The organism is Natronomonas sp., from assembly GCF_046483325.1.
In the GTDB taxonomy this organism is placed as follows: domain Archaea; phylum Halobacteriota; class Halobacteria; order Halobacteriales; family Haloarculaceae; genus Natronomonas.
Window position 1 is genome coordinate 1 of sequence record NZ_JAWODL010000052.1, and the last position, 23474, is coordinate 23474.

26 protein-coding genes are annotated in these 23474 nt (G+C 66.6%); 12 read left to right on the plus strand and 14 right to left on the minus strand.

Annotation, left to right across the window (positions count from 1 at the left end; all coding sequences use genetic code 11):
* Positions 1 to 95: 95 nt before the first annotated feature.
* The 8 genes from R6U53_RS15090 (at position 96) to yciH (ending at position 8330) form a co-directional block, all read left to right on the plus strand.
* A complete protein-coding gene (locus R6U53_RS15090) occupies positions 96 to 1220 on the plus strand; it encodes a DUF373 family protein (RefSeq protein WP_410323200.1) in 1125 nt (374 codons plus the stop codon).
* A 42-nt stretch (positions 1221 to 1262) separates the two neighbouring features.
* Positions 1263 to 1994 carry a diphthine--ammonia ligase gene (locus R6U53_RS15095; RefSeq protein WP_410323201.1) on the plus strand — a complete coding sequence of 244 codons (732 nt, stop codon included), beginning with the start codon at positions 1263 to 1265 and terminating at the stop codon, positions 1992 to 1994.
* A 246-nt stretch (positions 1995 to 2240) separates the two neighbouring features.
* Complete coding sequence (locus R6U53_RS15100) at positions 2241 to 3209, plus strand: sugar phosphate nucleotidyltransferase (RefSeq protein ID WP_410323202.1); 969 nt, start codon at positions 2241 to 2243, stop codon at positions 3207 to 3209.
* Positions 3210 to 3285: 76 nt separating this feature from the next.
* The gene (locus R6U53_RS15105; protein ID WP_410323203.1) at positions 3286 to 3576 is read left to right on the plus strand and encodes a transcriptional regulator; all 291 of its coding nucleotides are present in this window, start codon (positions 3286 to 3288) and stop codon (positions 3574 to 3576) included.
* Between the two features lie 167 nt (positions 3577 to 3743).
* Positions 3744 to 4715 carry an AAA family ATPase gene (locus R6U53_RS15110; RefSeq protein WP_410323204.1) on the plus strand — a complete coding sequence of 324 codons (972 nt, stop codon included), beginning with the start codon at positions 3744 to 3746 and terminating at the stop codon, positions 4713 to 4715.
* Between the two features lie 2 nt (positions 4716 to 4717).
* The gene (locus tag R6U53_RS15115) at positions 4718 to 5749 is read left to right on the plus strand and encodes a DUF58 domain-containing protein (RefSeq protein ID WP_410323205.1); all 1032 of its coding nucleotides are present in this window, start codon (positions 4718 to 4720) and stop codon (positions 5747 to 5749) included.
* A complete protein-coding gene (locus tag R6U53_RS15120; RefSeq protein ID WP_410323206.1) occupies positions 5746 to 8001 on the plus strand; it encodes a transglutaminase domain-containing protein in 2256 nt (751 codons plus the stop codon). Before R6U53_RS15115 ends, R6U53_RS15120 begins: the two co-directional genes overlap by 4 nt.
* A gap of 35 nt (positions 8002 to 8036) precedes the next feature.
* Positions 8037 to 8330 (plus strand): stress response translation initiation inhibitor YciH, encoded by a 294-nt coding sequence (yciH, locus tag R6U53_RS15125; protein WP_410323207.1) that lies wholly within the window; start codon positions 8037 to 8039, stop codon positions 8328 to 8330.
* A gap of 142 nt (positions 8331 to 8472) precedes the next feature.
* Here the strand turns inward: yciH and R6U53_RS15130 are convergent, their stop codons facing one another.
* The 5 genes from R6U53_RS15130 to rimI are packed head-to-tail and all read right to left on the minus strand — an operon-like array spanning position 8473 to position 10990.
* Complete coding sequence (locus tag R6U53_RS15130) at positions 8473 to 8832, minus strand: rhodanese-like domain-containing protein (protein ID WP_410323208.1); 360 nt, start codon at positions 8830 to 8832, stop codon at positions 8473 to 8475.
* 44 nt (positions 8833 to 8876) lie between these two features.
* Complete coding sequence (locus tag R6U53_RS15135; protein ID WP_410323231.1) at positions 8877 to 9467, minus strand: NUDIX hydrolase; 591 nt, start codon at positions 9465 to 9467, stop codon at positions 8877 to 8879.
* A gap of 47 nt (positions 9468 to 9514) precedes the next feature.
* Positions 9515 to 9979 carry a DUF5809 family protein gene (locus tag R6U53_RS15140; RefSeq protein ID WP_410323209.1) on the minus strand — a complete coding sequence of 155 codons (465 nt, stop codon included), beginning with the start codon at positions 9977 to 9979 and terminating at the stop codon, positions 9515 to 9517.
* Positions 9969 to 10451 carry a DUF5810 domain-containing protein gene (locus R6U53_RS15145; RefSeq protein WP_410323210.1) on the minus strand — a complete coding sequence of 161 codons (483 nt, stop codon included), beginning with the start codon at positions 10449 to 10451 and terminating at the stop codon, positions 9969 to 9971. The genes R6U53_RS15140 and R6U53_RS15145 overlap by 11 nt, the downstream gene beginning before the upstream one ends.
* A gap of 47 nt (positions 10452 to 10498) precedes the next feature.
* Positions 10499 to 10990, minus strand: a complete 492-nt coding sequence (rimI, locus tag R6U53_RS15150) for a ribosomal protein S18-alanine N-acetyltransferase (RefSeq protein ID WP_410323211.1) — start codon at positions 10988 to 10990, stop codon at positions 10499 to 10501.
* A gap of 289 nt (positions 10991 to 11279) precedes the next feature.
* Here rimI and R6U53_RS15155 point away from each other — a divergent pair, with 289 nt between their 5' ends.
* From R6U53_RS15155 to R6U53_RS15165, 3 genes are read left to right on the plus strand one after another with little or no spacing between them, the layout of a single operon-like run.
* A complete protein-coding gene (locus tag R6U53_RS15155) occupies positions 11280 to 12044 on the plus strand; it encodes a 2-keto-4-pentenoate hydratase (RefSeq protein WP_410323212.1) in 765 nt (254 codons plus the stop codon).
* Positions 12045 to 12092: 48 nt separating this feature from the next.
* Complete coding sequence (locus tag R6U53_RS15160) at positions 12093 to 14129, plus strand: hydantoinase/oxoprolinase family protein (RefSeq protein WP_410323213.1); 2037 nt, start codon at positions 12093 to 12095, stop codon at positions 14127 to 14129.
* Positions 14126 to 15733: a hydantoinase B/oxoprolinase family protein gene (locus R6U53_RS15165; RefSeq protein ID WP_410323214.1), complete on the plus strand. Its 1608-nt coding sequence runs from the start codon at positions 14126 to 14128 to the stop codon at positions 15731 to 15733. Before R6U53_RS15160 ends, R6U53_RS15165 begins: the two co-directional genes overlap by 4 nt.
* A gap of 14 nt (positions 15734 to 15747) precedes the next feature.
* Here R6U53_RS15165 and R6U53_RS15170 read toward each other — a convergent pair whose 3' ends face one another.
* A complete protein-coding gene (locus tag R6U53_RS15170; RefSeq protein ID WP_410323215.1) occupies positions 15748 to 16845 on the minus strand; it encodes a carbon-nitrogen hydrolase family protein in 1098 nt (365 codons plus the stop codon).
* A 145-nt stretch (positions 16846 to 16990) separates the two neighbouring features.
* On the opposite strand from R6U53_RS15170, the gene R6U53_RS15175 reads away from it, so the two are divergent.
* Positions 16991 to 17470, plus strand: coding sequence for a cupin domain-containing protein (locus tag R6U53_RS15175; RefSeq protein ID WP_410323216.1), 480 nt, complete (start codon positions 16991 to 16993; stop codon positions 17468 to 17470).
* A gap of 12 nt (positions 17471 to 17482) precedes the next feature.
* On the opposite strand, the gene R6U53_RS15180 is transcribed toward R6U53_RS15175, so the two are convergent.
* From R6U53_RS15180 to R6U53_RS15215, 8 genes are all read right to left on the minus strand, one after another.
* Positions 17483 to 17872 carry a type IV pilin N-terminal domain-containing protein gene (locus R6U53_RS15180; RefSeq protein WP_410323217.1) on the minus strand — a complete coding sequence of 130 codons (390 nt, stop codon included), beginning with the start codon at positions 17870 to 17872 and terminating at the stop codon, positions 17483 to 17485.
* Positions 17873 to 17875: 3 nt separating this feature from the next.
* Positions 17876 to 18934, minus strand: a complete 1059-nt coding sequence (gene ftsY / locus R6U53_RS15185) for a signal recognition particle-docking protein FtsY (RefSeq protein WP_410323218.1) — start codon at positions 18932 to 18934, stop codon at positions 17876 to 17878.
* A 5-nt stretch (positions 18935 to 18939) separates the two neighbouring features.
* Positions 18940 to 19404, minus strand: a complete 465-nt coding sequence (pfdA, locus tag R6U53_RS15190) for a prefoldin subunit alpha (protein WP_410323219.1) — start codon at positions 19402 to 19404, stop codon at positions 18940 to 18942.
* The gene (gene rpl18a / locus R6U53_RS15195) at positions 19401 to 19574 is read right to left on the minus strand and encodes a 50S ribosomal protein L18Ae (protein WP_410323220.1); all 174 of its coding nucleotides are present in this window, start codon (positions 19572 to 19574) and stop codon (positions 19401 to 19403) included. The genes pfdA and rpl18a overlap by 4 nt, the downstream gene beginning before the upstream one ends.
* A gap of 58 nt (positions 19575 to 19632) precedes the next feature.
* Positions 19633 to 20523, minus strand: a complete 891-nt coding sequence (locus R6U53_RS15200) for a phosphatase PAP2 family protein (RefSeq protein ID WP_410323221.1) — start codon at positions 20521 to 20523, stop codon at positions 19633 to 19635.
* The gene (locus tag R6U53_RS15205; RefSeq protein ID WP_410323222.1) at positions 20520 to 21788 is read right to left on the minus strand and encodes a YhjD/YihY/BrkB family envelope integrity protein; all 1269 of its coding nucleotides are present in this window, start codon (positions 21786 to 21788) and stop codon (positions 20520 to 20522) included. Before R6U53_RS15205 ends, R6U53_RS15200 begins: the two co-directional genes overlap by 4 nt.
* A gap of 63 nt (positions 21789 to 21851) precedes the next feature.
* Positions 21852 to 22952, minus strand: a complete 1101-nt coding sequence (locus tag R6U53_RS15210; RefSeq protein ID WP_410323223.1) for a tRNA (guanine(26)-N(2))-dimethyltransferase — start codon at positions 22950 to 22952, stop codon at positions 21852 to 21854.
* Between the two features lie 51 nt (positions 22953 to 23003).
* A complete protein-coding gene (locus R6U53_RS15215) occupies positions 23004 to 23420 on the minus strand; it encodes a MaoC/PaaZ C-terminal domain-containing protein (protein ID WP_410323224.1) in 417 nt (138 codons plus the stop codon).
* Positions 23421 to 23474: the final 54 nt, after the last annotated feature.

Sequence of the window (23474 nt, forward strand, 5' to 3'; positions counted from 1 at the left end):
TAAAGGGCGGGACTCTCTTTTTGATTCAGGTGGACCCCAACCACAGCGCGTCGACCGCCTGAATCTTTTTGAGCACCGCCACAAAAGGACCTCCTGTGAGCACGCTAGTCGTGTACGTCGACCGCGGTGGCGGGGCCGGTCACGACGGGCCAATGGTCGGGTGGGAGGCCGTCCAAGCGCTCGTCACCGATATCGGTCTCGAAGACCCCGAAGACAGCCGTGTCAACTGTCTGTTGGAGACCCTCCACGTGGCCCGTGATCTCGGAGACGACGGCGAGGAGACTGTCGTCGCGGTCATCCCGGGCGATGGCGACGGGATCAACAACGACCGGGCAGTCGCCCGCGGTATCGATCACCTGGTCTCCGAGCACGACCTCGACGCTGCGGTCGTCGTCATCGACTCCGCCAGCGACGAGCGGCTCATCCCCGTGATCGAGAGCCGCGTCCGCGTCGATGCGGTCGACCGGGTCGTCGTGCGCCAATCGCACGACATCCAGTCGACGTACTACCTGTTGAAGCAGTTTCTCGGCGACGAAGAGTTGCGCGGGACGGTTCTCGTCCCGATCGGTGCGGCCCTCCTGGCGTTCCCGATCCTGCTATTGCTCGCCGACAACGTCGCGGTCGCGCTGTCGGCCATCGTCGGCGTCATCGGAGTGTTCCTGCTGTACAAGGGACTCGGGATAGATTCGCTCGTTTCGAGACTTCCGGCAGTCATTCGTGACGGATTCTACTCCGGACAGGTGTCGCTCGTCACGTACGTCGTCGGAGCGGGACTGGCGCTCATCGGCGTCTTCGCGGGCGGGATCAGCGCCGCGGGAATGGACGAGACCGCGGAGTTGCTGGTCGGCCTGCGGTTCCTCTTCGACAGCGTCCCGTGGTTCGCCGTGGCCGCGCTCGCCGCCGCGACGGGGCGGCTCATCGACGAGCTGTTGGCCGAAGACGGCGTATCGAGCGCGCTGATGAACCTTCCGTTCGGCGTCGTGGCGGTCGGACTCGTCGTCCGCGGGTTCACCGGGTACTTTCTCGAACGCGCCGCCTTGCTCGATCCGGTGTCCGTCCCGGCGTTCGTCGCCGGTCCCGTCTCGGTCGACGGATTCGTCGTCTCGATCTGGGGGCGGCTGGCGGTGTACGTCGCGGCGGGAATCCTCGTCAGCCTCGTCGGCGTCGCGTTCACCTCGCGGATGGCGAACGACCGACCGTTCGAGGAGTTTCCCGGATGAGCCAACCGACGACGATTTACTCGCTGCTCGAATAGCCACGGTATGAACCCCTGGGTGAGCCTCTTTTCGGGCGGGAAGGACTCGGCGTGGGCGCTGTATCGGGCACTGGAGCGCGACGCGCCGGTCGAACGATTGGTCACCGTCCACCCGTCGGGCGAGTCGTTCATCTACCACATGCCGGCGACCGAGCTCGCTGGACTCGCCGCCGAAAGCATCGGAATCCCGCTGGTTAATGTTCGACCGGGGGATTTCGACGCGAGTGCTACCGACGACGAGGGGTCGGGCGCTCGCGGCGACCGCGAACTCGAACCGCTCGAGGACACACTCGAAGCGCTGGCCGAGGAGTTCGGCGGAATCGACGGAGTTACCGCCGGCGCGATCGAGAGCAGCTATCAGACCGATCGCATCGAGGCGATGTGTGAACGGCTCGGAGCGAAGCTGTTCGCGCCGCTTTGGCAGGCGGATCCACGAACGCTGGCGGATTCGATGCTGGACGCCGGCTTCGAGATCACGATCGTTCGAGTCGCCGCGCGCGGACTCGACGAGTCGTGGCTCGGCAGACGCCTCGATGGCGACGCGTTCGCAGAGCTCGAGCGACTCAACGACGAGTACGGCGTGCACCTCCTCGGCGAAGGTGGGGAGTTCGAGACGCTCGTCACCGACGGGCCGCACATGGATCGGCCGATCCGTCTCGACTGCGAACCCGAGTTCGACGGGATCCGGGGAAGCCTGCGTATCACGGACGCGTGGCTGGGCGATTCGGACGGAGCGTAAGCCGGAGGTGGAGTCTGGGCGGACTGGCGAACAGACGGCACGTCGATCGGGGCGACCCGTGTGCCGTGCTCGCGGGATCGACGCCGATCGATCCCGGTCGCATCGGGAGCAGCCCACGCTCCCGCAACCGCCTGGGCGGGCCGCCGAGTCGGTCAGGGCATGCCGTCGGTGGCCTCGTCATCGTATATAAGTAGGCGGTCGGTCGGATAAAAAAGCACTTACCCGCGCGCTCTGTCTGTTCGGGTCATGAAAGCTGTCGTACTCGCGGGGGGATATGCGACGCGTCTGTGGCCGATTACGAAGCATCGTCCGAAAATGTTACTGCCGATCGGCGAAACGACGGTCATCGACAGGATCTTCGGTGCGCTCGAAGCTGACGATCGGATCGAGGAAGTGTACGTGTCGACGAACGAGCGGTTCGCCGCGGAGTTCGAGACCCACCTCGGGGGGAGCGAGTTCGAGAAACCGGTGCTCTCGGTCGAGGAGACCGTCGAAGAGGACGAGAAGTTCGGTGTCGTCGGCGCACTACAACAGCTCATCGATCGCGAAGGGATCGACGACGATCTCCTCGTCGTCGCGGGCGATAATCTCATTGGTTTCGATCTCTCCGAGTTCGTCGATTTCTTCGAAGCCCAGGGGAGCGCCACGCTCGCGGCGTACGACGTGGACGACCGCGAGAAGGCCAAATCCTACGGCCTCGTCGAACTGGACGGCGAACGAGTCGTCGACTTTCAAGAAAAGCCCGACGAGCCTAACAGCACGCTCGTATCGATCGCCTGCTATGGGTTCCCACGGGAGTCGCTTCGCTTCGAGGAGTACCTCGATGACGGGAACAACCCCGACGAACCGGGGTGGTTCCTCCAGTGGCTCCAGAACCGCGAACCCGTCCATGCGTTCGTCTTCGGGGAGCCGTGGTTCGACATCGGGACGCCGCAGTCGTATCTCGAAGCGATCGCCTGGGAGCTGGACGGCGACAGCGTCATCGCCGAGTCGGCGTCGGTCGAGCGCTCGACGATCGGCGAGAACGTTCACGTGATGGCCGACGCGGAGATCGTCGACTCGACGCTGGATCGATCCATCGTGTTCGAGGGGGCGACCATCGATGGCTGTGAGATCCACGAGACGATCATCGACGAGGGAACTCGAATCGAAGACATCGACCTCGCGGGCGCGCTCATCGGTGCGCACACCCGATTGACGAACGACGAGGGGTAGCCGAACGGCGCGACCGAAGCGCCGGACGGTAGCGACCCGGCAGTATCGTTTTGTGCCGTCACCCCGAACGACGGGTATGCAGGGTGCAGAGCGGACCACCCGACAGCGAATTGCCTCGTTTCTCCGCGATGAGCCCGCCGAAGCAGGCCACATCGCGAGCGAGTTCGAAATCACCACCGAGGCGGCCCTCACGCACGTCGACCACATCGCAAAATCGCTCGATGGGACGGACGAACAGGTACTCGCGGCACCGCCGGAGTGTCTCGACTGCGGATTCGACGGGTTCGACTCGCTGATCAACCGACCGTCGAGATGCCCGACGTGCAAAAGCGAGAGCGTCTCGGAGCCGGTGTTCACGATCAGCTAATCGAGCGATCCGGGGGTGCACAAACGGCTCGACGTATCGTCGTGGCGACCGTGAAATGTCGCCGTAGTGCTTACGTCCGTGGGACCCCTTCGGAAGGTAATGACACGCAGCGATGTACCGAGTCTGCGGAGAAAGCGGCAGACCGGTCGGAGCACCCACTGCACTCCATGACGGACGCGACCGATCCACGAGCCGTAGGGAGGGGTGAGAAAGCGGTGGATGCGGAGTCGGCCGGCGACGTTGCGCGGGCGGTGATAGAGAACGTCCGGAGCGTCATCGTGGGGAATCAAGAGCCGATCGAACAACTCGTCGCCGGGCTGCTCGGCGGCGGGCACGTTCTGTTGGAGGACGTGCCTGGGGTCGGAAAGACGATGCTCGCGCGCGCTATCGCGTCGTCGTTCGATTGCTCGTTCAAACGCGTCCAGTTCACCCCGGATCTGCTCCCTTCGGACATCACCGGAACGAACGTATACAACCGAAAAACCGAGGAGTTCGAGTTCCGTCCCGGCCCGATCTTCGCGAACGTGGTGTTGGGCGACGAGATCAACCGCGCACCCCCAAAGACGCAGGCGGCGATGCTCGAAGCGATGGAGGAAGAGCAGGTCACCGTCGACGGCCGGACGCACTCGATTTCCCCCCCGTTCGTCGTCATCGCGACGCAGAATTCGATCGAACGCGAACGAACGTACGAACTCCCCGCGGCGGAACTTGATCGGTTCATGCTGAAACTGCGACTCGGCTATCCGAACGTCGACGACGAGACAGCGATCATCGAGCGGGCGATCGGGAGCCACGCGATAGATGAGCTTACACCGGTCGCGTCGGTCGACGAACTCCGTTCGATTCGGGCGACGACCGCCGGCGTCGGCGTCAGCGAACCGATTCGAAACTACGTCACTCGACTCGCGGGCTACACCCGTGACAACGCCGAGTTGGGCGTCAGCCCCCGCGGCTCCATCGCGTTGGTTCGCGCCGCGCAGGGGCGGGCGATCCTCGACGCTCGATCGTACGTGATACCCGATGACGTGCAGGCGGCCGCCCCGGTCGTGTTCGTCCACCGGATTCGAACGCACCCCGGCGATCTCGACGCCGAACAGCTCGTCTCGGACGCGCTCGAAACGGTGCCGGTCGAGACGTGACGATGATTGTTCGCCGACAGCTACGACCGACACGCCGGGGGGTCGGAGCCGCGGCCGTCGTCGGACTCGCGCTCGCGCTCGGCGCGACGTTCGGGATGCGTTCGCTCGGTGCGGTCGTCGTTCCGGGAACGTTCGCGCTCCTCATCGGTGCGATCCAAGTGGTGCGGGCGGATGCACCGCGGGTCGTTCGGTCGAGTGTCGATCCCGGGTTTCCGGGGGAGCGTCGGACGATACGCGTCTCCGTCGACTCGAACGCGCCCTGTAGGGTCGTCGAGTCGATCGGAGACGGGCTCTCGATACCGGAGAGCGCGGACGGGACCGTAGCCGAGACGGTCGGCCACGGCGGCCACTTCGAGTACACCGTCGAACTCGACCGCCGCGGCGAACACCGCATCGGGCCGACGCGGTGTCGGGTGATCGATTCGTTCGGCCTGTTTTCGGCGGTCGCCGAGCGCGACGACGCGGAGACCGTCCTCGTCTATCCGACGGTGTACGAGATCGACTCCCGAGTGGTCTCGCGGCTCACGCGAGGGGGTGGCGGCACCGATCGGTCGACGTTTCAACGATTGAGGGAGTACACCACGGAGGACACGATGCGCGATATCCACTGGCGAGCGAGCGCGAAGCGACCCGATGACGAGTTTCTCGTCGCGGAGTACGGCGGCCGATCGCGACGCGAGCGCGTCAGGATCGTCGGCGAATCCGAGGACGGTGCTGCCGACGCGATGGCGTCGGCGCTCGCGAGCATCGCGACGGAGTTCGACGCCATCGGACGCACGGTCACGGTCGTCGTCGCCGACGGGGAGTGTACGGCCCGTCCGGGCGGATCGGTCGCCGCGCTTCGACTGCTAGCGCGGACCGACGGTGGCACGCTGTCGGCCGAGGAGCGGGATCTAGCCGACGTGTACGTCCGCGGACGGGGCGACGATCTGACCGTCACGACGTCCGGGGAGCGACTCGATATCGACCCCGGCGAGTCGGATGGAAAACGCTGGACCACGAACCAACCAGAGGGGAGGGAAACGACCGTATGAGCGTCGCCAAGGCGAGGGCGACGGTCGTCGACCGCGTCCCGACCGCCGTCGACGACCTGCCGCTGCTTCGAGCGATCGCCCTCGGCGGCGTCGCGGTGGTTCTCGGATCGTTCCTCTCGGTGCTACACCAGATTAGCGTCATCACCGGGGACCCCACGCTGCTGTATTACGCCGTCGCAGGGTCGCTTCTTTCGGGAACCATCGCCGCGCGAGTGATCCGTCCGCGGACGGCTGCGGTCATCGCGATGGCCGCCGGAATCGTCGGCACGTACCTGTACATCGAGACCCTCCCAGGGGGGGGCGGCTTCCTCGTGCTCGCCGAACCGATCCTCGACGACATCACCGGACTGCTCTCGGGACTGTCGGTGCTTCGGATCGTCAACGCCGACGTGTGGGCGCTGTCGATCGCTCCCGGGCCGGTCTTTCTGACGTGGTATCTCGCCGTTCGGCGACGATACGTCGCCGCGAGTGCAGTGGGCGGTGCCGGGTTGGGACTCCTCGTCCTGACCGGCGACGCGACGAACGCCGAAACGCTCGTCGGCGTGACCGGCGTCGTCGTGGCCGTCGCGATCGGGGACTGCGAGCGCCGCGACGAGCGGTTCGAAAACGTCGATACCGTCGCGCTCGCCGTCGCCGCGATGGTCGTACTGACGCTTTTCGTCGGGGTCGTTCCCGGCGCGATCGGGAGCGTGCTGCCCGAAAGCGAGTTCGGTGACTCCGGATCGACGATCGAATCGAGCCTGGTGTACGCCGGCGACAGCGCCCCCGTGACGGGGACCGTCGAACTATCTCCCGAGCGGCGATACACCGTCGAGGCCGAAGAGCCCGCCAACTGGCGGGTGGGAACGTACGACCGATACACAGGCGGCGGGTGGGTTCGAAGCGGATCGTCGCACGGCTACGACGGACGGCTTTCGGGACCGCCGGGTGAAACGCGGCGGCTCGAACAGGAGTACACAGCCGAATCCACGATCGCAACGCTGCCGGCGGCGAGGCAGCCGACACGAATCGACGGCGTTCCGGTTCCGGTACAGGTCACGCCGGGCGGGAGTTTTGAACCGACCAGCACGCTCGAGACCGGCGAGTCGTACACCGTCGAAAGCGAGATTACCGTGGCGTCGGCCGACGAGCTTCGAAGCGCTGGAACGGCGTACCCCGATGAGATCGAATCGCGGTACACGCAGCTGCCGGACGACACACCGGATCGAGTCGGTGAACGGACCGAACAGCTCACCGCCAACGCGGAGAACCCCTACGACACCGCGCGCGTCCTCGAGTACTGGTTCCAAACCGAGTACGACTACAGTCTCGAGGTGGATCGACCGCGAGGCGACGTCGCCGACGCGTTCCTCTTCGAGATGGACGCGGGCTACTGTACGTACTTCGCGACGACGATGACGGCGATGCTCAGAACGCAGGGGATCCCCGCTCGGATGGCGATCGGCTACACGCCCGGCGAGCAGGTCGACGACGACGAGTGGGTCGTCCGCGGATACGACTCGCACGCGTGGGTCGAGGTGTATATCCCCGAACACGGCTGGATCGAGTTCGACCCGACCCCATCGGAGCCGCGAGAGGAGACCGCACAGCAGGCGCTCGGGGAAAGCGAGGCGGGAGGGACCGATGGGCTCGATGGGACGTCGGGCGATGATGCGTCGAACACGACGGAGACGGAGACGGAGACGGAAACGGACCCTGAATCGGGAACGGAGACACCCGAGCAGGAGGGGACGGCGACGCCCGGCGCGGCGACCGAGGAGCCGATCGCCGCGGGTGACGCACCGGATCGCGGTGACGGCCGGGAGGCGAGCGCCGACGGGGAGTCCGAATCGCCGCTCTCGTCCATCCCGTTGCCGAGCGGCGAACAACTCGGCGCCGGACTCGCCATCGCGCTCGCGGCGTTTGTGGCCGTCCGCCGCAGCGGCGTGACAACCCGGCTGTACCGGGCGTGGTGGCTCAGGCGACTGCCGAGCGGCCCCCCCGCAGCGGTCGTGGCGGGGGCGTATCGCCGCGCCGTCTATCTCGAGTCGCTGGCCGGGCGACCGAAACCGCCGGGGGAGACGCCCAGACAGTTCTTCATCGATGCCGATGAGCGCCTTCGCCGGATCGAACGATCGTACGAACGCGCTCGCTACGGTCCCGGCGTGGACGAGGCGGCGGCGGCCGACGCCCGGGACGCGCTCGCCGCAGTCCGCAGAGAGCGCTCCCGGATCGCCGGCTGGCTGAAAAAGCCAGACAGGGGGTCCCGATAGTGTTTAATACAGCCGTCGTGTAACCCCGAACTGTAATGTCGGAAGTCTGCTCGACGTGTGGACTCCCTGAGGAGCTCTGCGTCTGCGAGGACGTTGCCAAAGAGTCTCAGGAGATCAACATCCGCATCGACGAGCGCCGATACGGTAAGGAGGTAACGGTCATCGAAGGGTTCGATCCGCGGGACGTCGACATGGATTCGCTATCGTCGGATCTCAAATCGAAGTTCGCCTGCGGCGGCACCGTCGAGGACGGTGCCATCGAACTCCAGGGCAACCACCTCGGACGGATCGAGGATTTCCTTCGGGAGAAAGGATTCAATGTCGCCTGACGCCCTCTAGCCACCGCCGACCTCCTTCTCTGTGCAGATTCCACGCTGGAGAGCCGCCGCTGTGAGGGCAAGGGAACAGCGCACGCGATCGGTTTCGGAGGACTCGTACTCCGTTGAGAGAGGGGGCAATTCGAGTGGGAGTTTAAAATGGCGCGTCCGGACCGTCCGCGGAGGGCGTGGTCGGCTCCGCGTCCGTTTCGAGATCGTAGGGCCACCCGTCGACACCGGGTTTGAGCGACTCGACACGCCCGTCGACCCCCTCGTAGGAGGCGATGAGCCGCGCCGCCTGAACGCTCGATTGACCGTGCGGGCAGACCGTCACGATCCGCTCTCGTCCCGCGAATTCGTCGATTCGACCCGTCAGTTGCGGGAACGGAACGTTCTCGCTGCCGGGGATGTGCCCCCGGCGGAACTGTACCGGCGATCGGATGTCGATGATCGCGATGTCCGCGTCCGTTTCGAGCAGTTCCCGGAGTTCCTCAGCCGTTATCTCGCCGTCCATACCGTTCGTACGCCGTGGAGGACTTATAGGAATTGTCGTCGCGGTCAGAGGTAACCGTCGGCGCGCGCCAACAGCAGTCCCTCAATGGTCGCGTCGTTGGCCGGATCGCGCCGCGCGACGTCGAGCGCCTCCTCGACCGGGACGGTGACGATGTCGAGAAACTCGCTCCCGTCGAGTTTCCGTTCGCCCCTGCTGAATCCCTCGGCCCAGACGATTCCGCGGGGGTGTCTGAGGACGCCGGTCGAACACCAGAAGTCCTCGAGTAGTTCGACCGATTCGGGGACCAAGCCGACTTCCTCTTCGAGTTCGCGCGCGCCAGCGTCGACGTAGCGCTCGCCGTCCTCGACGATGCCGGCGGGGAGTTCATAACAGAGTTCGCCGATCGGCGGTCGGTACTGTTCGACCATGACGACGGCGGGGCCCGTCGACGCGTCCGAGTCGGCGGTGGGAAGGCCGAACCCGACCGGATCGTCGACGACGGCGACGATGACGACCGCCGGCGACAGTTCGGCCCAGTAGTAGCGCTTCGTCCGCCCGTCGGGGAGTTCGACGAGGTCGTAACCCCCGGTGTACCAGCCTGTCTCGTACTCGGCGACGGATTCGAGCACGGGCCATCCGTGGTCGGCGGGACTCAGATCGGCGGTCGACGTGGGCGGTCGAGGCCCGCCGTCAGCATCGTCAGTCACGCGTCGTAACCCGCCGTCAATCGCTCACGGTACAGCCGGTTGAACGCCATCCGTCGTACCGTCGCGACCGCCGCGTCCGGCTCGTTTTGGAACGTGGCGGCGACCGCAGCGGCGGCGGCGGGCGAGACGTGCCAGGCGACGCGCTCGACGTTGTCGCTGCCGGCGATACGAACGTCTTCCGAGTACGTCTCCTGCCACGCGTCGAACGCCTCGCGGGATCCCACCCGAACCGCGAGCGTCTCGGCGAACAGCGCCTGTCGGGCCGTCTCGACCACGTCGCTCGTGACCCGCTCGTCGTACTCCTCACGGTCGAACGCCATCGCTCGCGCGACCTCGCGGACGACCGCCTGAGCGGTGGGGCCGAGCGCGTCGTATCGAGACTCGGCGGCGGCCCACGAGTCGGGCGAAAACGTCCCCCGGTGCTCGACGTCGCGGGCGCCGGGGTCACGTTCACTCCGCATCGTCGTCCTCGGCGTCGGTCTCGGCGGGACCCTCGCGCATTCGATGCGTCATCTCCCTCGCTTCGTCGAGTATCTCGGCCGTCTCGGCGTCCACCGGCCCCGTGGTATCGACGGGACCGGCCGAATCGCGGCGGTCGTCGTGGCTGCGATCGTGGGCGTGACGGTCGTGGCCGGCGTGAGCGTGGTCGCCGTGCTCGTCGAACAGCGCCCCGGAGCGCTCTTCGAGCGGTTCGGCCTCCCCTTCGAGGCCGCCGACGGTGTCCTCGAACAGCTGCGGAAACTCCGTCTCCTCGACCAGGTCAGCGACGACGACCGCGAGGTCGCGCTCGCCCATGTCGTTCCATCCGGCGGCGTGTTCGTCGAGCCACGCCTCGTGGCCGTCGGCGCGCAGCATCGCGGTGAACGCGAGGTGGTTCGCGAGGTGTCCCGCGTCGGCTTGCGGATCCGAACAGACGGGGCAGGCGTATCCCATACCGGTCGTCGGCGCGCCAGCGTCAAAACGCCTGCGCACGACGCGCGCTACAGATGTTTGATCATGACGAAGGCGTCCTCGCCGTCGTCGTAATACCCCGGGATGACGTGGTGGGACTCGAACCCGAATTTCCTGTACAGCGACTGTGCGGCCTCGTTTGTCCGCCTGACCTCGAGTTTGACCCGGCCGACGCCGGCGGACGCGAGGGCGACGAGTCCCCGCGACAGCAGCGTTCGGCCGATCCCACGCTGGCGGTGTTCGGGCGCGACGGCGATGTCCTTTATATGCCCGATCGAGGCCCCGTAGGCGTCGACGGTGTCACCGAGGACGTACCCGACCACCGAGCCGTCGATCTCGGCGATCAAGAACCCGGACGTACCCAGAAACCCCTCGAACGCGGCGTACGGCCACGGCTGACTAAAGGAGCGCTTTTCGATCCGGAACACCGAGAGGAGGTCCGCGCGGACGGCCGTACGGATCTCCAGTCCGGCGCATGACTCGGTGGTCGTCACGCGTCGAGATACTGCTGTATCGAACATAGGCCTGTCGGGCGTTTATATGTCTCGACGGCCGCGGCTTGTTTATAACCGGCGCCGAGGAAGTACCAGCACGAAGCGGCTTCGCCAGAAGATTCATATAGACCGGATTTTAATGTTCAGACGCACCCGTTTGGGTGCATCCCCACCCCCCGACCCCGCTTTTGACGCTCGCCAGCGATGCGTTCGTCTGATGTCCAGATGGCACTCTGCGTACGCCAGCACACCGACCGTTCGAGGGATCGCCGACCGCCGTCCGGATATATAACTCAACACCGGTCCTATCAGACGTATGTCCAACTGGACCGCGCTTGCCGAGACGCTCCAGACGGCGTATGAAAACGGCGAACCGATCGATCCCGACTCGTTGCCGGCCGGGTTGAGGATCGAAGACGGGTACGCGATACAGGACGCGATCGTCGACCGACGGAGCCGAACCGGCGGGCCGGTCGTCGGCTACAAGATCGGATTCACGAACGAGACGGTTCAATCCGATCTCGGCGTCGCCGAACCGGTCTACGGGAGGATCCTCGAAGCGACCGTCGGCTCGGATGGCCGCGTCGAACGCGGGGAGCTGATCGATCCGCTGATCGAACCGGAGATCGTGTTCGTTCTCGACCGCGCGCTATCACCGCCGGTGACTCGACTGGACGTCGCCGCCGCGACCCGGTTCGTCGTCCCGGCGATCGAGATCGTCGATAGCCGAATTGAGGACTGGGCGTTCGGAGCCGCCGAAGCGGTCGCCGACAACGCCCTCGCCGCGCGACTACACGTCGGTGATCCGACCCCGGTCGGGACGTCGGATCTCGCCCTCGAAGGTGTCGAAGTACGGATCGCCGACGACCGGCGTGCGACCGGAACCGGTGGAGCCGTTCTCGGTCATCCTGCCGATGCCGTCTGCTGGCTCGCCGAGGCGCTCGACGCGCGAGGGGACGCTCTCGATGCGGGCGACATCGTGACGACCGGGTCGATTACGGAGCCGCTTCCCCTCGAATCGGGCGAGACCGTCGTCGCGCGGTTTTCGTCGCTCGGCACGGTCGCCGTCCACGCCGGATAGTCGTCCGACAGCGGTGGGTATTACACCATTGACACCGCAGGGTACGCCATGACAGACGCACGGATCGGCGTCGATGTCGGCGGCACGTTCACCGACGTGGCGCTCGTCGTCGGCGATGACCTGGTCACGGCGAAGGTACCGACGACGGGAGATCAGAGCATCGGCGTCCTCGATGGTATCCGGAAGGCCTGTAACGAGGGCGAAATCGAGCCGGAGAGCGTCGACCTCTTCGCGCACGCGATGACCGTTTCGGTGAACGCCCTGCTCGAACGCGCCGGTGCGGAGACCGCGCTCGTCACGACGGCTGGTTTCCGGGACATCTTCGAGATCGGCCGACAAGCGCGGCCGGACCTGTACGACCTCGACGTCGACAAACCGACGCCGCTCGTCCCCCGGCGCCGCCGCTTTGAACTCGACGAGCGCGCGACCCCGGAGGGGATCGAAACCCCCGTCGACGAAGACGAAATTCGACGGATCGCCGAGGAGATCGACGCGGCGGACGCCGAGAGCGTCGCCGTCAGTCTGCTCCACGCGTACGCCCACCCGGACAACGAGCGACTGGTCACGGAGACGCTTCGCGAGGAGCTCGACGTGCCCGTCTCGTCCTCACACGAGGTGCTCTCGGAGTTCCGCGAGTTCGAACGGACGGCGACGACCGTCGCCGACGCCTACGTGACGCCCGGCACGGGCGGATATCTGGGCCGACTCCTCGACCGTTCGCGGGAGGAGGGGCTTCCGGAGCCGCGGATCATGAAGTCCAACGGCGGCGTCGCGGACATCGAGACCGTCCGCTCGCAGGCCGTCACGACAGTCCTCTCGGGACCCGCCGCGGGCGTCGTCGGGGCCGCCACGACCGCCGGTTCGGAGCGGGCCGGGGTCGTCACCTTCGACATGGGCGGCACCTCCAGCGACGTGAGCCTCGTCCGCGACGGCGACGCCGAACGGAGCTCCGACACCGAGATCGGCGGCGTCCCGATTCGGACGCCGATGGTCGACATCGAGACGGTCGGCGCGGGCGGTGGCTCGATCGCGTGGGTCGACGCGGGCGGCGCGCTCAGGGTCGGCCCCGAGTCGGCCGGCGCGGATCCCGGCCCGGCCTGTTACGGCCATGGGGGCGAACGGCCGACCGTCACCGACGCGAACGTCGTGTTGGGCTACATCGGCTCGGAAGCGGCGCTGGGCGGCGAGTTGACGATCGACGCCGACGCCGCCCACGCGGCGCTCGAACGGCTCGCCGACGAGGCCGACCTCGAAGACGCTGAGACCGCGGCCCGTGGCGTCTACCGCGTGGCGAACGCGACGATGACGAGGGCGATCCGTTCGGTGACCGTCGAGCGCGGACACGATCCGCGGAGCTTCGGGCTCGTCGCCTTCGGTGGCGCGGGCCCGATGCACGCGACGGCGCTCGCTGCTCGCCTCGACATCGAGCGTGTCGTCATTCCGGGTCCAGCCGGCGTTCTCTCGGCGTACGGACTGCTGGCGGCCGACGAGACGCACGACACGCTCCGAACCGTTCGGCTCCCGCTCGCCGGGTCGGATCCCGCCGACGGACGGGCGGTGTACGACGACCTCGAAACGACCGTTCTCGAAGCCGTCTCCGATCCGGACGACGCCCGGATCGAACGGGCCGCCGACTGCCGGTACGCGGGCCAGAGCTTCGAGTTAACCGTCCCCGTCGAGACGTTCGATCCCGAGCGGGTCGCCGACCGCTTCGAAGCGGCGCACGAGCGCGCCTACGGCTACCGCCTCGACGCGCCGGTCGAAGCGATCACGTTGCGGGTGACTGCGACGATCGGGACCGAACCGCCGTCGGTCTCGCGAGCGGGCGGCAGTGACGGCGTGGTCGACACCAGAGAAGCGGTGTTCCCCGACGTTGGAACGGTCGGGACGACCGTCTACGATCGGGCCGCGATGAAACCGGGGACGGAGATCACCGGTCCGGCGATCCTCGAGCGCGCCGAGAGCACGACCGTGGTCCAGCCGGGGTGGCGCGGGCGGATCCGTTCCGACGGAGCGCTCTCGCTGGAACGGCTGACGGGCCAAGCGGGTGCGAATGCGAACGCCGATACGGAGGCGAACACATGACTGACGAAATCGACCCCATCACGCTCGAAGTGCTCCGAAACCAACTCGAAGGCATCGCCGAAGAGATGGGACAGGTGCTGATCCGCGGGGCGTACTCGCCGAACATCAAGGAGCGACAGGACTGCTCGACGGCGCTGTTCGACGCCGACGGGCGGCTCGTCGCGCAGGCCGAACACATCCCGGTCCACCTCGGCGCGATGCCGGAGGCCGTCGAGGCCGTCCTCGGTCGCGACCCCGAACCCGGCGACGTGTTCGCTGTCAACGATCCGTTCGCGGGCGGGACCCACCTGCCCGACGTGACCCTCATCTCGTCGATCGAACGGGACGGCGAGATCATCGGATTCGCCGTCTCCCGCGCTCACCACGCTGACGTCGGCGGGATGACGCCGGGGAGCATGCCCGCCGGCGCGCGTGAAATCTACCAGGAGGGACTTCGAATCCCGCCGACGCGGCTGGTCGAAGGTGGCGAGCGAAACGAGGAGGTGTTCGATCTGGTGCTCGCGAACGTCCGGAACCCGACCGAGCGCCGGGCGGATCTCCGCGCACAGCTCGCGGCCAACGAGCGGGCCGAGAGACGCCTCGGCGACCTGATCGACGAGCACGGGTTCGATCTCGTCACTCGATCGTTCGACGCGGTGATCGAGTACTCGCGAGAACGGATCACTGCGGAGATCGAATCGCTCCCGGACGGCGTCTACGAGGCCGAGGACGCCCTCGAAGGCGACGGGATCACGGAGACGGAGATCCCGATCGTGGCCAGCGTGACGATCGACGGCGACGAACTGGGCGTCGATTTCGCCGGGACGGGCGCGCAGGTCGACGGCAACCTCAACGCGCCGCGGTCGGTCGCCAAGAGCGCGGTGTACTTCGTCGTCCGCTGCGTGACGGATCCGGAAATCCCGCCGAACGCCGGCTGTTACGCGCCGATAACGGTGGACGCACCCGACGGATCGGTGCTGAACCCGAACCCACCCGCCGCGGTCGTCGGCGGTAACGTCGAGACGAGCCAGCGTGTCACCGACGTGACGCTCGCGGCGTTCGGGGCGGCGGCACCCGACCGCGTGCCGGCGGCGAGCCAGGGGACGATGAACAATCTCACGATCGGCGGCCGCGACGGCTCCTTCGCCTACTACGAGACGATCGGCGGCGGGTTCGGCGGCCGGGCGAGCAAAGACGGGATGGACGGCGTCCAGGTCGGCATGACGAACACGCTCAACACGCCGATCGAATCGCTCGAAGCGGAGTATCCGCTGTTCGTCGAGCGATACGCCTTCCGCCCCGGAAGCGGCGGCGAGGGACGATATCGGGGCGGTCTCGGGCTCGAACGGACGGTCCGAACCGAGGTCGAGGCGACGGTGTCGCTTCTGACCGAACGCCGACGGCTCGCGCCGCAGGGAATCGGCGGCGGCAAGCCGGGGGCGACGGGCGAGAACCTGATCGACGGCGAGGCGGTCGGCGCGAAAACGACCGTCGACGTGCCCGCGGACACGACGGTCACCGTCCGGACGCCCGGCGGCGGCGGCCACGGGGATCCGGTCGATCGGGATCCGGATGCGATCGAGGCGGACCTCGCGGACGGAAAGATCGAAAAGCGTGAGGAGTAACGAAACCGCCCGCCTCAGGGGCGTCGATCCGACACGGCGTCGGCGATCTCCTCGACGGCGTCGATCGGAACGTCGTGCTCCTCGGCGAGTTCTTGGGCGGCCGCGGCGGAGAGACAGCGCTCGCGGTGCCCGCGCGACCGCTCGGAGATCGGCGAGAGCGTCTCGTCGCTGACGTCGAGCGACACCGCGTCCCACCGGCTGTAATGCCCCATCGCGTCGAAGTAGGCCTTCGTCGCCCGGCGCTCGTCGCGCTCGAAGTCGGCGGTCAACAACCCTTCCTCGCCGACGAGCGGTCCGGCCTTGACGATTCCTGCGGGGTTGATGAGCATGCTCCCGCCGGCGGCGACGTTGAAGCCGAGTTCGTCCTCGGAGAACCCCTCGGGGATGTCGTCGCTCATGTACGCCGAACAGGCGGCGACGAACGACTGCGTGCTGAACGCGTACTCGCGGACTGCGGGGTAGATGTCGCAGGTCTCCTTCGCGTCGGCGCTCTCCGCGCGGGATTTGTCACCGGGGTGGCCGTGTTGCTCCCAAAAGCCCGGCCAGACGGCCGCGTGGATCTCCTCGCCCATCGCCGCCAGCGCCGCCTTGGGAAGCAGCATGTGGTTCTCATAACACACCAACCCGCCGAGCGTGCCGATGTCCGTATCGTAGGTGGCGATGCTCGACGGATCGCCGCGCCCCCAGATTGCTCGTTCCTCCTGGGTCGGCATCAGTTTCCGGTGGCGGCCCAGCAGGTCGCCGTGCCGGTCGAAGTAGAAGATCGAGTTGTACAGCGTCTCGCTGCCGGCGCGGTCGCTCAGTTCGTTCGTGCCGAGGGCGACGTTGAGGTTGGCGTCGTCGATCGCGTCGCCGAGGACCTCCATGGCGTCGTCGTCGACCGAGAGACTGTTCTTCTGCAGATCGACCATCAGATCCGTCCACCGGGGGATTGAGACGCTACCGCGCCAGTAGGGATACCCGGGGAAGTACGTCTCCGGAAACACGACGAGGTCGACACCTTCGTTTCCGGCCTTCTCGATGTATCGGCAGGTCTTATCGAGCGTCCCCTCCTTGTCGTGGTAGACCGGTTCGATCTGTGCGGCCGCGAGCGTGAATGACTCGGCAGGCATGGTATGAGCATACTTTGCAAGGGGAGATAGGTGTGGGGGTTTTCGGATCGTGGATTACGCCGACTTCATTGGATTTCGAGACGATCGTGGCCAGCCTGCGGATTCGACCCTACGGGTTATTTGCCCGCCGCACGTCGGATGGGGCATGCCTGTTATAAACGAGGGCGACATCGAGTGGACGGAGATCCAGACGGGAAGGATGTGGGTGCGGCGAAAGCAGTTGGGCGAGGCGGCCGGCGGGGAAGAACTCGGCTGCAGCCTCTACGAACTCCCGGCGGGCGAGGAGTCGTGGCCGTACCACTACCACACCGCGAACGAGGAGGCCGCCTACGTGCTCGCTGGAGGGGGAACGCTCCGGTTCGCCGACGAGATGCACCGACTGACTGCGGGTGATTACGTGGCCTTCCCGGCGGACGAAACCGGTGGTCACAGGATCGTCAACGACTCCGAAGAACCGCTCCGCTACCTCGTGTTCTCCACGATGAACGAGCCGGAAGTGACGGTGTATCCCGACTCGGAGAAACTCGGCGTCTTCGTCGGTGCGCCGCCCGGCGGTCGGGACGAGCGGACGATCCACGGCTACTACCCGATCGACGCGGACGTGGACTACTGGAAGGGTGAGTAGCGGCGCGTCGGCTCAGATCGTCGTCTCGTAGATCGTCGCCTGCCCGTCGTCGCCGAACCACCGAACCGCGAGCCGCTGTCCGCCCTCGAATCGCTGATCCTCGAGTTCGATCCGGTCACCGGGCTGGATCTGCCCCGTTTCGGTCTCCCAGACGGACCCGTGGACCGGCCGGTCGGGGACTATCGGTCGGTCCTCGTACACCAGGATTCGGAGCGATTCGGTTGCGACCGAGTCACCGCCCGCGTGCTCGACGGTGAGTTCGTCCGTTGAAGCGTCGCTCGTCACCTCGAAGGTCGCGTTGGGTGTCTCCTCGGCCGGGAGGTCCGTCGTGACAACCCAGAGTCCGCCGACGGCGGCCGCAACTGCGACGAACAGCACCGCAGCGGCGGTGCTGTCGCGCACGACTCACTCCTCGTCGCGGAGGAGTCGGTCGACGATCTCGTCGGGGTCGAACCGGTCGAGGTCGTCGTAGCCCTGCCCGGTGCCGAGAAAGAGGATCGGCTTGCCGGTGACGTGGGCGATCGAGATGGCCGCACCGCCCTGGGAGTCGGCGTCGGCTTTCGTCAAGATGGCGCCGTCGATCTCCGCGGCGTCGTTGAACTCCCGGGCGCGATTCGTCGCGTCCTGCCCGGCGACCGCCTCGTCGACGAACAGCGTCATATCCGGATCGACGACGCGGTCGATCTTCTCGAGTTGGGCCATCAGGTCGTTCGAAGTGTGCAGTCGGCCAGCGGTGTCGCCCAAGACGACGTCGATGCCGTTTGCCTCTGCATACTCGACTGCGTCGTAGATGACCGCCGCAGGGTCACCGCCCTGCTGGTGGGTGATGATCTTCGTGCCGAGCGCCTCGGCGTGCTCTTCGATCTGTTCGTTCGCGCCCGCCCGATAGGTGTCACCGTTCGCGATCACGGAGGAGAGGCCGCGCTCCTCGAGCCACCGCGAGAGTTTGGCGATCGAGGTCGTCTTGCCGACGCCGTTGACGCCGGTGAAGACGATGACGACCGGCTTGTCGGCGGCCGTGATCCGGTCTTCGAAGTCGAACTGGCCGACGCTGATGACCTCGCGCAGGGCGTCGCCGATCGCCCGTTCGATCACCTGCTCGCCGGATTCGACCTGCTTTCGGGTGTCGCCGACCAACCGCTCGCGGATGCGCTCGGTTATCTCGCGGGCGACGCCCATCTCGACGTCGCCGCTGAGGAGTTCGAGTTCGAGCGCCTCGAGGGGCGCTTCGAGTTCCTCCTCGGTGATGATCGTCCGGCCGGTCGCGGCGAGGGCGGCCTTTTTCGCCAGCCCCGGCCCGTCGTCGCCCGACTCGTCGGCGCCGGCCGCGTCCGATTCAGCGGGCTCGGTCGCGGCGGTGTCGGTATCGGCGTCCATGGCGGTCTCGGCCTCCGTTTCCGTCTCCGCCTCGGCCTCGACGTCGTCTTTGAACCGGCCGAGCTTCTCCTTCAGTCCGTCGAACATCGCCCCTACTCGTCTTCCTGCTGTTGCATCTGCTGTTGGAGCTGTTGCATCTGCTGCTGTTGGGCCTGCTGCGCTTTGGCCTCGAGATTGGCGGTCTCTTCTTCGACCGTCTGGATCTCGTCTTGCAGCTCCTCGATGCGGTCGTCGAGGGCGTCCTGTTTGTCCCCGAGGGAGTCGATCGCGCCGTCGCTGTCGCGTTCGGCCGCGTAGCCGCCGCCGAGCGTGACGATGACCTCGTCGATGTCTTGGATCTCGGCGCGAACGTACGCGTCGCCGCCGATCGGAACCTGCACCGTCGAACCGGTGTCGAGCGTCTCTATCGCCTCGATGGCCTCGTCGATCTCGCTTTGCTCGTTGCGGAGGTTCTGAATCTCGGCCCGGATCGCCTGTTTCTCCTGCTCGAGCGCCTGCATCTGCTCTTGGAGCTGCTGCATCTGACCGCCGCCGCCGCCGCCGCCACCGAGGCTCATTCGTCCACCCCGTCGATCTCGATTTTGGCGCGCTTCAACCCGTGCTGGGAGCCGAAGTTCGCGTAGACGCGCTCTTGGGCCACGTTCGCGTTGGGTGCGTCGACCGTCGTCTCGAACTCCTGTTCGCCGTAGCGGGCGGGATACCGACCCCGTACCGTGAACTCACTCATATCAAGTAATACGTCGCGCGAGTCGGAAGTATCTTCCTAAGAGTTGTCGACTCGTCGGTCAGATCGTTCGGGCGAGCGACTCGCCGGCCAGCGGCGCCGCGAGAACGCCCCAGATGACCACGAATATGCCGATAAAGGCGAGATACGGGGCCGGATCGACGATGTACACGACGGCGAAGAGCCCGGCGAAACCGAGGCCGACCGCCGCGCCGAGCGCGCCGCCGAGACGCGTCACGGGCTCGTGGACGACCGCGCCGCCGATGCTCCCCCACGCCATCCGAGCGCCGAGCGCGCCGCCCAGCGCGAGCATCGTGTCGGTCGTGTAGCTCAGTCCGGCCCCGACGACCGCGACGATGAGGGCGATCATCATCGCCCGTCCGGGGTTCGACCCGCGACCACAGAGCCGGTAGACGAGGCCGAGGTAGGCCGCGCCGAGTGCCACCCCGGCGAGAACGTCGACGAGGTAGTGGACGCCGAGTACGATCCGCGAGAGCGGGATCACGGCACAGAGCACCGCCCCGACGGCGTAGCCCCGGGTGCTCCCGACCAACAGCGCTAGCCCGCCGTAGACGACGACGGCCGAGACGGCGTGACCGCTCGGAAAGCCGAAACCCGACGACGCCCCGATCTCGGCGTATAACGGGAGCAAGAGCTCCGGTATCAACCCGGCTCCGGCCGGTTCGGCCGCGCCGGGCGGTCGGGGGAGCCTGAACGTCTCTTTGAGCGCCGTCGTCGCGGCGAGGCCGCCGAACGCCAGCGCGATGGCGAACGCCGCGTGGCGGCGCGACAAGGACACCGGCGACGGAAGTGCGGTCCCGAACCAATACAGCGTCCCGAGCAACAAGAAGACGAACCAGACGTCACCGAGCGCCGTCACGAGCGCCGTCGCGACGACGACCGGATCGGGGAGTCCGGCGACGAACTCGATCTCTCCGAGTCCCCGGCTCATCGGCTGTCGAATCGGTCCTTCAGTCGTCCCGGGAGCCCGGCGACAGTCACGGTGGTCCCGACGACGAGCATGAGCGCGTAGAGGCCGAGCGTCGACAGCCAGATGACGAGCATGGCGAGGATCGCCCAGCCGCTCGAGAGGAAGTAGAACGCCCCGAGCGTCATCGCGGTCCCGTACAGGAGGACGAGATACGGGCCCCAGCCGCGGGCTTTGCCACGGCGGAGTCGTGCGCGGACGTAGCGTTTGAGGTCGCGTTCGATCTCCTCGCGGTGGATCGTCCGATCCTCAATCCTATCTTCGAACCGGTCGAGTTCGTCGTAGAGCGCTTCGAGTTCGTCGCGGAGTTCCTCGGCCGATGCCTCGTCGTCAGGTCGATCACGTGTCATAATTTTAGTGAGTACTGCGGTCGGTTCGGGCGTCGATTCCTCCGGCGGGGAGGCGAGACCGGTTCGCTCGTCCGCCCGCCCGGCCAACACGGCGTTGAGAACGGCTCCCACGAGGAGGACGAGCGCGCCGAAATACAGAAACGTGACGAGCAACAGGACGCCGCCGATGATCCCGTAAGCCTCGTAGTTGCCGGCAACGGCCGCGTAGATGCGAAACCCCGTCTCGAGTGCGGTCCAGCCGATCGCGGCGAAAATCGCCCCCGGGATCGCTTCTCTGACGGGGAGATCGACGCCGGGGAGGACGTAGTACAGCGGGAGGAAGGCGACGGAGAGACCGATGATGAGACTGGCGTTACCGATGAGTCCGATCCCGACCGGGGTCTCGACGATCGACTCGAGGCCGAGGTCGAAGCCGACGATGAGGGAGCCGACGACGACCGTCGCGGCCACGGCGATGCCGACGCCACCGAGCGTGATGACGGCGTTTCCGAGTTGGGCGACGAACGAGTTCGGACCCGGATGGCCGTACACCTCCGAAAAGGCGACGTCGAGGCCCCGAAAGAGCTTGAGACCGGACCACAACAGGACGACGAGGCCGAAGACAGTCGCGCCACCGCGGCCGGCGGCGCCGCTGAGGGCGTTGGAGATCGCCAGACCAGCCTCGTCGCCGAGGGCGCTCGTGATCTCGGCGACCAGCGTTTCGACGAATTGGGGGTCCCCGAACAAGGAGGTGATGACGAGCGTCAACAACAATAGCGGGATTAGCGAGATGAACGCGTAGTAGGCCAATCCGGCGGCCATAAACGTCACGCGGTCGGAGCGTGCGCCTGCCGCGACGCCGCGTACAACCGCCACCGTCCGATCGACGTACCCCTTCACGTTCGCGGATATGGGGGAACGGTACATATAATCGGTGGGAGCGGACGGCGAAGCGATCCGAACTCACCGCACCGCGTCGGTGATCTCGGTCACGCCGGCGTCCGTTTTGAACGTCGTGCCACCGTAGTGGGTCCGCGACGCCGCATGTCCCGCCGCCTCAAGCAGTTCCAAGAAGTCATCCATCGCGATGTTCGGTTCGCCCCACCGCTTGTAGAGGCGGTGTTGGTCGTAGTGGGTCGGCACATCGAGTTCGCCGGCGATCGTCGCGAGCAGGTCGGAGGCCTTCTGGGCGGTACCGAACGATTCCGGAAGGTTCGTCGCGACCGCTTCGACGAATTCGGCGTCGCGGGCGGGGCCGAGCCAGACGGGACCCGCGGTCCACGTCGACTGCCCGCAGTTCGGACAGGACGTCGTCGGATCGGCGATGAGCGTTCGTTCGGACTCGCGCCACAGACACCGCTGGCAGTGGTCGATGAAGCCGAGGTCGCCGATCCGGGCGTCGGCCGCCTGCGCGCCGTCATCGAGTCGGAGGTACGTCCGGACGTAGTGGCTGGACACGTGGCTCAACACCGGCGTCGCGGCGACGTCGTAGCGGGCGGCCGTCCTGACGAACGCCGACAACAGAACCCGAAGCCCCATCTCGGCGTGGAACTCGGTGTTCCGCGGGACCGCGCCGTAGCTTCGGACGCCACTCTCGAAGTGCGCGCCGCACAGCGGCGCGGTGTCAGTCGCCGTCACGCAGACGTAGCGGGCAGCGCTCCGAAACGCCGCATCGGCGAAGGGGATCGGCGTCCCGAACGGATCGAGATCGACCACGTCGTGGCGGTGTTCGTGCATGTGCGCGTTGACGTTCCGGTGGTGGATCGCACCCGAGAGCCCGTTCCGTTCGAGGTTCGAGCGAGCCAGTTCGACGGCGTCGGAATCGACGTCACAGCCGGTCACCGCATAGCCCGCGTCGGCCGCCCGAGCGGCCCGGATCCCGCTGGCGGTCATCGCGTCGAGATACGTCTCGCAGTCGTCGGAGACGGTCCGGAGGACGGCCTCGGTGATGTCCCGGTTCAGCTCCTGGACGGGATTGTAAAAGACCCCGTCGCCCGACCCCTCGCTCGCGCCGTGTCGCGCTTCGGGCACCTCGACCGTGACGCCTCCCTCGCGGACCTCCATACTGTCCGTTCAAAAGCGGGGGCGAAAAGGGATGCGCTTGCCGGGCGGCCACTACGTCTCGCTTTTCCAGATCAGTCCCGACGTACTCGCGTCGACGACGATTTTATCCGCTTCGTTGCGGTAAACGACGTCATTTTCCAGCAGGTAGCGGTCGTCCCGCTCCGCGACTGATTCGACGGTCCACTCGCAGGTGATCGTCTCGCCGGTGAACACGGGCCTCCGGAACTCGTACGTCATCGTCTGGGCGATGTAGCTCAGGTCGCCGCCGATCTTCGTCATGAGCGACCCGGTGAGCAACCCCTGGGCGATCAGCCGCCCGTCCTCGTCGGGATCGGTGTGAATCGACTGTCGATCGCCCGTGATCTCTCCGAACTCGCGCACGTCCTCGATCGTGAAGGTCCGTTCGTGGGTGATGACGTCGCCTTCAGCGGGAACGTCCGCGTGTTCGTCCGGTCCATCCGTTGTCATGAACTGCGGTTCTCGGTGCAACTACAAAAGTTGGGTTGGGGAACCAAAGTGCGT

Excerpts from the sequence above, each read along its gene's own strand:
- R6U53_RS15095 (WP_410323201.1), top strand. The coding sequence starts at position 1,263 with ATGAACCCCTGGGTGAGCCTCTTTTCGGGCGGGAAGGACTCGGCGTGG.
- R6U53_RS15100 (WP_410323202.1), top strand. The coding sequence starts at position 2,241 with ATGAAAGCTGTCGTACTCGCGGGGGGATATGCGACGCGTCTGTGGCCG.
- R6U53_RS15105 (WP_410323203.1), top strand. The coding sequence starts at position 3,286 with ATGCAGGGTGCAGAGCGGACCACCCGACAGCGAATTGCCTCGTTTCTC.
- R6U53_RS15110 (WP_410323204.1), top strand. The coding sequence starts at position 3,744 with ATGACGGACGCGACCGATCCACGAGCCGTAGGGAGGGGTGAGAAAGCG.
- R6U53_RS15115 (WP_410323205.1), top strand. The coding sequence starts at position 4,718 with ATGATTGTTCGCCGACAGCTACGACCGACACGCCGGGGGGTCGGAGCC.
- R6U53_RS15120 (WP_410323206.1), top strand. The coding sequence starts at position 5,746 with ATGAGCGTCGCCAAGGCGAGGGCGACGGTCGTCGACCGCGTCCCGACC.
- yciH (WP_410323207.1), top strand. The coding sequence starts at position 8,037 with ATGTCGGAAGTCTGCTCGACGTGTGGACTCCCTGAGGAGCTCTGCGTC.
- R6U53_RS15130 (WP_410323208.1), bottom strand. The coding sequence starts at position 8,832 with ATGGACGGCGAGATAACGGCTGAGGAACTCCGGGAACTGCTCGAAACG.
- R6U53_RS15140 (WP_410323209.1), bottom strand. The coding sequence starts at position 9,979 with ATGCGGAGTGAACGTGACCCCGGCGCCCGCGACGTCGAGCACCGGGGG.
- R6U53_RS15145 (WP_410323210.1), bottom strand. The coding sequence starts at position 10,451 with ATGGGATACGCCTGCCCCGTCTGTTCGGATCCGCAAGCCGACGCGGGA.
- rimI (WP_410323211.1), bottom strand. The coding sequence starts at position 10,990 with ATGTTCGATACAGCAGTATCTCGACGCGTGACGACCACCGAGTCATGC.
- R6U53_RS15155 (WP_410323212.1), top strand. The coding sequence starts at position 11,280 with ATGTCCAACTGGACCGCGCTTGCCGAGACGCTCCAGACGGCGTATGAA.
- R6U53_RS15160 (WP_410323213.1), top strand. The coding sequence starts at position 12,093 with ATGACAGACGCACGGATCGGCGTCGATGTCGGCGGCACGTTCACCGAC.
- R6U53_RS15165 (WP_410323214.1), top strand. The coding sequence starts at position 14,126 with ATGACTGACGAAATCGACCCCATCACGCTCGAAGTGCTCCGAAACCAA.
- R6U53_RS15170 (WP_410323215.1), bottom strand. The coding sequence starts at position 16,845 with ATGCCTGCCGAGTCATTCACGCTCGCGGCCGCACAGATCGAACCGGTC.
- R6U53_RS15175 (WP_410323216.1), top strand. The coding sequence starts at position 16,991 with ATGCCTGTTATAAACGAGGGCGACATCGAGTGGACGGAGATCCAGACG.
- ftsY (WP_410323218.1), bottom strand. The coding sequence starts at position 18,934 with ATGTTCGACGGACTGAAGGAGAAGCTCGGCCGGTTCAAAGACGACGTC.
- pfdA (WP_410323219.1), bottom strand. The coding sequence starts at position 19,404 with ATGAGCCTCGGTGGCGGCGGCGGCGGCGGCGGTCAGATGCAGCAGCTC.
- rpl18a (WP_410323220.1), bottom strand. The coding sequence starts at position 19,574 with ATGAGTGAGTTCACGGTACGGGGTCGGTATCCCGCCCGCTACGGCGAA.
- R6U53_RS15200 (WP_410323221.1), bottom strand. The coding sequence starts at position 20,523 with ATGAGCCGGGGACTCGGAGAGATCGAGTTCGTCGCCGGACTCCCCGAT.
- R6U53_RS15210 (WP_410323223.1), bottom strand. The coding sequence starts at position 22,952 with ATGGAGGTCCGCGAGGGAGGCGTCACGGTCGAGGTGCCCGAAGCGCGA.
- R6U53_RS15215 (WP_410323224.1), bottom strand. The coding sequence starts at position 23,420 with ATGACAACGGATGGACCGGACGAACACGCGGACGTTCCCGCTGAAGGC.